This is a genomic window from Trinickia sp., from assembly GCF_057351765.1.
Genome location: NZ_JBMRBK010000038.1, coordinates 1 through 7,692, shown reverse-complemented (window position 1 = coordinate 7,692; position 7,692 = coordinate 1). Strand labels below are relative to the sequence as shown.

6 protein-coding genes are annotated in these 7,692 nt (G+C 65.6%); all 6 read right to left on the bottom strand.

Going from position 1 to position 7,692, the window contains the following annotated elements:
• Nucleotides 1-194 (bottom strand): hypothetical protein (locus tag ACO1XS_RS10335; RefSeq protein WP_486390612.1); only part of this gene is annotated, 194 nt, incomplete at its 3' end.
• 67 nt (nucleotides 195-261) lie between these two features.
• Nucleotides 262-927, bottom strand: a complete 666-nt coding sequence (gene tagF, locus ACO1XS_RS10330; protein WP_486390611.1) for a type VI secretion system-associated protein TagF — start codon at nucleotides 925-927, stop codon at nucleotides 262-264.
• The gene (gene tssM, locus ACO1XS_RS10325; RefSeq protein WP_486390610.1) at nucleotides 924-4,565 is read right to left on the bottom strand and encodes a type VI secretion system membrane subunit TssM; all 3,642 of its coding nucleotides are present in this window, start codon (nucleotides 4,563-4,565) and stop codon (nucleotides 924-926) included. The genes tagF and tssM overlap by 4 nt, the downstream gene beginning before the upstream one ends.
• Nucleotides 4,562-5,869, bottom strand: a complete 1,308-nt coding sequence (locus ACO1XS_RS10320) for a DotU family type VI secretion system protein (protein ID WP_331567328.1) — start codon at nucleotides 5,867-5,869, stop codon at nucleotides 4,562-4,564. Before ACO1XS_RS10320 ends, tssM begins: the two co-directional genes overlap by 4 nt.
• Before the next feature lie 15 nt (nucleotides 5,870-5,884).
• Nucleotides 5,885-7,252 carry a type VI secretion system baseplate subunit TssK gene (gene tssK / locus ACO1XS_RS10315; RefSeq protein ID WP_486390609.1) on the bottom strand — a complete coding sequence of 456 codons (1,368 nt, stop codon included), beginning with the start codon at nucleotides 7,250-7,252 and terminating at the stop codon, nucleotides 5,885-5,887.
• Nucleotides 7,249-7,692, bottom strand: a 444-nt coding sequence (tssJ, locus tag ACO1XS_RS10310; RefSeq protein WP_486390608.1) for a type VI secretion system lipoprotein TssJ, incomplete at its 5' end; no start/stop codon positions are given. The genes tssK and tssJ, both read right to left, overlap by 4 nt.

Sequence of the window (7,692 nt, the reverse complement as noted above, 5' to 3'; positions counted from 1 at the left end):
CGCTGCAGAGCACGATCGAACGCACGATATACGATGCCGAAGCCGCCTACGCCCAGCACGGCATCCAGTTGAAGCTCGCCGAAACGATGCCCGACGGGAAGCGGCCTGACCCGTGCGTCGTCTTCGCCCGTGCGAGAGGCGATATCGATACCGCGTGGACGGTCCATGGTGTCTCGGGATAGCTGATCCATCATCTGCAACCTCTCCGATGCGGGCCGCGCCGGATTCTGCGCGGCCCCGGGTTCGCCCTCATTGATCGCGTCACGGCTCGCGGTTTTGCTGCGCGCCGAAAAGCCTGATGAACAGTTCGTCATCGGGCGTGCCCGTGTGCGAACACGTCGAAAGCGGCGCGCCGTTCAGCGCGTGTGTCCACCAAAAGCTCGTCGCGCCGTGTGGGTCGAAGTAATGCGCAAGTCCGGGCCAGCCGGCGGGCGCGTCGGCTGGCGACGCCGTATCCGGCACGTCGACATACGTCAGGCGAACCGCCGACAGCGCCGACTCGAATTGCTCGGGCGCCCGGCCATGACGGACCGCGTCGAGCAGCACGGTGCCAAGCTGCCGATAAAAGCCTCCGGCTCGCGCGGTCAGTGCGCTCGAGTAGTCGCCCGCCTCGATCGCGAGCATCGCCACGATGGGGTAGTAGCGCCCTACCCGGTCGCAGCTCGGCGCAATGCAGCCGAGCTGCACGTATCGCGCACCGGCGCCTGCCGGCATGGCGAAGTTCCAAAGCGGCGCGACGGCGTAGTGCCGCTCGAGCGCTCCAGGCCCGCGCTGCCGCATCGCCGCCATGCCGTGCTGGAGCCAGCGCTCCCACCACCCGGCCAGTGCGTGCGGCAGATGCCGGCTGACGAAGTCGCCCGCGCCAGGGAGCTTTCCGTACCAGGCAGGCGGCATATCGAAGCCACGTGGAATCGGCACAGCGATCATGATGTGGAGGCCGGACAGGAAAACGATTCGAGCTGCGGCAGCCGGAACGGATTGCGAACGCTGCTTGCCGTGACCTGCAGCGTGAGCGGCTTCCCATCGATCGTGAACCGCGCAACCATCTGCTCCGGCGCTCGCCCCGCCGACACGGCTGCGCGGTCGAACAACCGATGCAGCGCCCACGAGCCTTCGGTGACGATCCCGCCCGTCGCACCGGAGCTCTCGACGATCTGCAAGCGCACCTGAGCGCTGCCGCGCGTGCCGGGCCAGCGAACGGTCGCCGGCACTTGCGGACCGTGCGCATACCGCACGATCTGGCCATCGACGTCGAGCACCATCTCCGAGATCGACGCATCCATGTCGAGCGGCTTGATCTCGACCGTCGTCTCTGGCACATGCGAGCCTCCCGGGAAGTACGCATCCCGGATGACGGCCGCCTTCTCGAACGAAGAGAGAACCGGCGCGGCCAGCGGCTGTGCGCCTTGTCCGGCATTGTTGAAGCGCCAGGGCCGTGCCGCTGTATCGACGAGCGGCTGAAGATTCTTCTGGAAGAAGCTGTCCATCAAACCGCCCGGTGCGAAAAGCTGCGCGAAATCCGCAGGCGTCACGTCGCGCGACGATCCGCGCGCAAACGGATAGCGTCCGCCGATCGCCTGCCTGCAAAACTCGCCGACATTGACGGCCGCATCGTGCGTGACGTTGCGTTCCTGTGCACTCGCCACGCTACCGTTCGCGGCATTGGACAGTTGGTCGAGCATTTCGCGAAATGGCGTGGGCAGCCGGCCCGCCTGGGCGCGTATTCTGTCGGGGACGTCGGAGGGCGGCGGCATGCCGCCGCTGCGCAGCGCGTGGTCGGTCGCCGTGAGGTAGCTATAAAGCTCGTCGATCGTCTTGCGAACCCCATCGAGCGGCTCGGTCGACGATGCCCCCTGGCCGTTCGGACCGAACGCACGGAAGCCCGCGAAGTGACTGTCGACGATGAATTCGGGCCTTGCCGCCGCGCCCGTTCCCGTATTCCCGCTCGAGCCGCTCTCGAACATCTGCGCGAGCGAACTGCGCGCTTCGTCCACCTTGTCCCGCGTCTTCGCACCCGCGGCGAGCGGGCCTTCTGCCGCCTCCTTCCCAAGCGTGGTTTCGCGTGCCACGGCGGCGAAGAGCCGCGTCAACGGAGAATCCGGCGACGACAATATTCGCGCCTCCTGAATGCTTTGCGCGAGCGATGCACCGCCGCGCAGACGTAGGTCGGCCAGATAATCGTCCCACGTCTTGATGTAGTCGTTCAGGTAGAGCTGCCGGACACCGCGCGAGCGCGCCGCCGCTTCATCCGCCGACGCCACCTCCATGCGGTCGAGGTTCAGCACCCAGACTTCCTCGCGTCCGAACGCGCTCACCGCGTCGTCGACGCGCTTATCGAACACATTCCAGTAACCGCGTGGCGTGTAGAGACCCGGCAGGCTTTCGCCGAGTCCCTTGCCGCTTCGCCGCTCGAACACGAGCGAGGCATCGGGCCCCGCCGCGTCCGAGAAGTTGAAGTCGTACGGCGCCGTACTCGCGCGCAGCGTATGGATAAGTTGCCCATAGAGCCGCTGTGCGAATGGCACGCGCCGCAACTGATCGCGCTTGTCGGCAACGAGGCGTTCATCCATCGGTATCGGCGACGTGACCACGCGATCGTCGAACAGCGACGCGAGATGGGCACGCAGGGCGCGGCGTTCCGACGACGGCACATCCGCAGGCAGCGACCTCTCGATCACGAGATCCAGCACCGCCTGAACGAACACCGGGTCGTAGTGCCCGCTGTCGTACAGCATCAGATACGCCTTCAACACGGCATACGCATACGCACCGTCATCGGCACGCGCGTCTCTCAGGGCCGTTTCCAATCGCCGGGCAGCGAGCGGGAGCAGCGCTGCCTCGAGCTCGCGACGATAGGCGGCATCCGCTGCCGCCATCATCCGGTCGCCCTGGAAGAGGCCCCATCGATACGACAGCGGCGGATGTCCGGGCTCGATGCCGCCGGCCGCCGGCCATTCGCGCAGTGCGTCCAACACGGGCAGCAGCTGCGCGATATCGCTGCCATCGCCGATCTTCGCGCGACGCATCTGATCGTTTACGGCCGGCACGCGCGCCGCGAGTGCGTCCAGATACGCACTGTTGTGCAGATAACTGCGCGTCCAGCCGATACCGACTATGCAGAAGACGATCGCGAGCGCGACGTAGGCCGCGGTCGCGCGAACTTTTCGCCGTCGATGCCAGGAGAGATCGCTGCCCGCGAGCGACGCCTCGTTGAAGATATGCTCTTGCAACAGCGTCTTGAGGAAGAAGCTGCGGCCGCCGAGCGCGGGCTGCGCCATGGGCGGCGTGCCCTCGATCTTCAAGAAGCGCTTGATGCCTCCCATCACGCGGTCGAACGCCGTGCCCTCCTGCGTGCCGCTCGTCAAATAGATGCCGCGCAACATCGGCATCGGTTCGAATTTCGATGCGGAAAATACCTCCGCGACGAACTGCCCGAGCATGTCTCGCAGATTCGCGAATTGCTGAGGGAGCAGATACGTCAGCTCGCGCTGACGCGCGTCGAGCTGCTCCGCGAGCAATTCCGGCAGCGCATCGTTGAGCCTTCGATGAAGCAGATCGAATTCGCGGTCGAATGCCGCGCGCAGCTGGAAATCGGCGGCCGCCTGCTCGCGCAGCGTGAAGGTAAAACCCCATACCTGCTCACGCTCCGCGCGCCCGAACGCGCTGAAGTACTCGGTAAAACCGGCGAGCAGGTCCGCCTTGGTCACGATCAGGTAGACGGGAAACTGGATTCCCAACTGCGCTCGCAGCTCCTGAAGCCGCTTGCGCAATACCATGGCGTGCTGAGTCCGCTCGTTCTCGGACGCACTCACCAGATCGGCCACGCTGATCGTCAGCATCGCGCCGTTCAGCGGCTGGCGCGTGCGGTACTTCTTCAGCAGTTCGACGAAGCCCTTCCACTCGCCTTCATCGAGCGCACGGTTGCTTTCGTGCGTCGTGTAGCGCCCCGCGGTATCGATCAACACCGCATCGTTCGTGAACCACCAATCGCAATGGCGCGTACCGCCTACGCCACGGATGGCCGCGCGACCGAACTGCTCCGCCAGCGGAAACGTGAGCCCCGAGTTCACGAGCGCCGTTGTCTTGCCCGAGCCCGGTGCACCGATGAACACATACCAGGGCAACTGATACAGATACTGCTGCGAGAAACGTTCGACCCAGCGCGCAAGCCCGCGGCGCGGCCGATTCGCGACGCCGAAGCGGACTTTTTTCAACAGCGCGACGGCCTCGCCGAATCGTGTGCGCAACTCGTCGAGGTCCGGCTGAGGAGGCTCGCCGGCGGGCTGCGCACGAGCGGAGTCGCTACGCAACTGCGCGAGCAACTCGGCATTGAGTCGAGCGGCGTGCCAGTTTCGCCACGCCACACGGGCGCCCCATATCGCCAGCAACACGACGATCGCAAGCATTCTGGCCGCCGCGGTTTCGAGCGGACGGTGGCCGTCGAACGCGACGAGCGGCCCAGCAAACCAGATCAAGGCAGCGAGTGCGAGCACACCCGCGAACGTCCAGGTCTCGCGGCGGTTCAGCACGCGACCGACCCTCGGCAACGAATGGCTTGTCGTCATGGTGTTCCCGCTGCCGGTTGTGCCGAGCCGGCCGTCGGCGCCAGCATCAACGTAATTTCGACGCGCCGGTTGCGCGCGCGCCCCGATGCCGAATCGTTCGGCGCGACGGGATCCATCTCGCCTCGGCCCTGTGCGCTCAGCCGGCCCCGATCGGCGAGGCGCGTGGCGAGCAATCGCTTGACCGCTTCCGCGCGCTCTTGAGACAAGTCCCAGTTCGACGCGAAACGCAGCGTGTGCACGGGTACGTTGTCGGTATAGCCGGCCACCGTCACGCTGCCCGCGGTGCCGTTCAGTGCGTCCGCGATGCGCATGAGGACAGGGAGGTAGCGATCGATGACCGCGGTCGAACCCGACGCGAACAGCCCGTCGCCGCGCAGCACGACGACGCTGCGATCGGCCTCGTCCCGTACGGAGACGAGACCGGCGTCGATCTCCGGCTGCAGAAAGTGCGCTAGCCGAGGCGGTGCGGGCGCCACGGGTCGCGGCGCGGCGCTTGCCTGCAGCCGCGGCAGGTGCAATTCGTCGATGGCCGTGAAAAGGCGATCCGCGTGCATCGCCAGCGCAAACCGCAAGCCGGCGAACAGGCCGAGCGCAAGCAGCACGGCGAGCACCGCACACACCCATAGCGGTACCGCGAAGCCGCGCGCTTCGTCGCGCGCCACCGCATCGCGCCAGTGCGGCGACAGACTGGGGTCGTAGTCGCCGCGCGCGGTGCGGATCGTCCGAGCCAACTGACGCCTCAACGCATCGAGCTGTGCGCGACCGTTATCGACGACGCGATATCGACCCTCGAAGCCGAGCGCCAGGCAAAACTGCAGCAGTTCGAGCAGATCGATGTGCTGCCCCGGCTGCTGCGAGAGTCTCGCGAGTACCTCGAAGAACTTTTCGCCACCCCAGGTCTCGTTATGAAACGACACGAGCAAACTGTGGGAGGACCAAACGCCGCTTCCCCATGGAGTCAGCGCCGCCGCTTCGTCGAGCGCGGTGCACAGACAATAGCGCGCGGCCATGATCGTTTCCGGCGGCACGCCCGCTTGCTGCGCACGCGATTCGAACGCGCGGATTTCGACGACGAGATGTTCGCGCAACCAGGCCGGATTCGGATGATGCACGGTCGAGCGAATTTGCGGCACCAGATTGAGTAACGGATTGGCCGCGGCAACGAGCGGGTTGCTGCCGGTTGGCGTGCACTGCCCTGCTACCGCGGATTCCGCCGCAGCGGCGCCGCCAGCCTGGGCGCCGCCGGGATTCGGCGGCACGAAGCCGCCGGCCCCGGCCCCGAAAGAATCGACCGAAAGGTTCATGATGCAGGCCTCTTGCTAACCCCGAATAGCCCAAAGCTCGAGCGAGAGCCCGGGAAACTCTCCTGCGAGATGCAGAGCGAGCGCTCCCGAGCGGTCAAATTGCTTCCACAGCTCGTTGCCCTTCTCCAGCTCGAAATAGGCGTGATCCGCGTGATACGGAATCTGTCGCGGCGCGACGGGCAGCAGACGCACGCCGATGCCCGGCAACTGAAGATGCACGAGGTCGCTGATGCGCTCGACAGGGCCGAGCTTCGCTTGCGCCGGAAATCGCAAGCGCAGGCTGTCCGAAGGCATGTCGCTGCGAACGGCCAGCACGAAGCCCGCATCGCGGCGCAACGTCGGATCCGCCACCGTTGCCACGCGCACTCCGCCACCCGCGTCGCGCAGATCGATACGGATGGCGTTCTGCTCGAGCACTGTCGAGAGCGAACGCCGCAGCTCCGTCATCAGCGCGGCGAACGTCGCACGCAGATCGCCGTGCTCGTACGCCGGCAAGACTTGCGGCAAGCGGTTGGCGGTCGTGAACGTGCTCAAATCGCAAGCGAGCTTGAGCCAGTCGCGAAAGAGCGTTTCGGGGTGAATCTCGACATCCTGCTGCGCGTGCCACGTGAGCCCGAGATACCGGTTGATGAGCTGCAGCAGAAGAAAATCCGCCACCTCGGAGATGCCGCCCTTGCCCGGCTGCGTCAAGCGTTCCGCGAGCGCCTCTGCGCGTTGCGCGAGCATGCCGTGCAGCTCGCACAGGTAAGTGCGCAGTATCGGGTCGCGCTGCACGGCGAGCCGCGGCGGTATGAAGTCGGCTTCGATCGCCAATTGACCGTTCGCGCGGCGCTCGACGATGTGCATCACGCCGAGCGCTTGCCAGTCGCCGGTCAATTCGGACTCGAGGGCGAGGCGCAGATTCAAACGGCCGATCTGCAACAGCGCGGGCTCGAGCGCAATCGGATTGACATCCGCGATCTCGCGTTCCTCCACGAGGTAGCGGGCCAGCGTACAGGCATCGCCACCGAACGAGACGTCTTCCGCCGACCCGCGCCATAAGGGCAAGGCCAGCACGATTCGCTCGTCCTTGACGTGCGTACCGATATCGAGCGGCTCCGGCCCATCGTGCAGCTGCGAAAAAGCGAACGGGGTGCCGTCCGGCATGACGCCCGAAGCCGCGAGCAAGCGTACCTTGCCGAGCATGAGTGCTTCGCGATCGATCTCCAGCTCGTCAAAGCCCCAGAAGAGCCGTTGCAGCGGCAAACAGCGCGTCTGCACAAGGCGTTCGAAATGACGCTCGAGCTGTTGAAAATGCTGAGGGCGCAAGAACATGCCTTCGGACCAGATCACGCGCTCGCGCAGCCCCGCAACGGACATCGGCGACATCACCGCATCGTTCATTGCGCCCCCCGGGCATCAGAACTCCGATCGATGCCGCCATTTCTGACCGCGATCGCGAATTTCGCCTCGCGCGGCGACCCCTGCCAGAATCGCAACGCACTGGGCTGCTTGCCTTCCGGCAGGGCCAGAGTGAGCCTCCACCGATTCGTTTCGAGCGATCGGTATTCGGCGACGATGCCAATGGCGCGTGCTTCGGCATTGCCCGTATAACGGACAGTCCGAACCTCGCCGGGCCGCAGGATCATCCTGTCGACGCTCAGCAATTGAGCGCCCAGCGCGTTGTCGGGCTTGTCCTGGAGCGCGAAAAACTCCGCGCTCTCGAAGGCGGACGCTGATTTCAGCTGGAATACCTTGAGAACGATCGGAGACGGACGTCCCCGGATGTCCGGATTAACGTCGGCCGCCACATCGAATGTCACCGCGTAAGGTAACGGCACGTG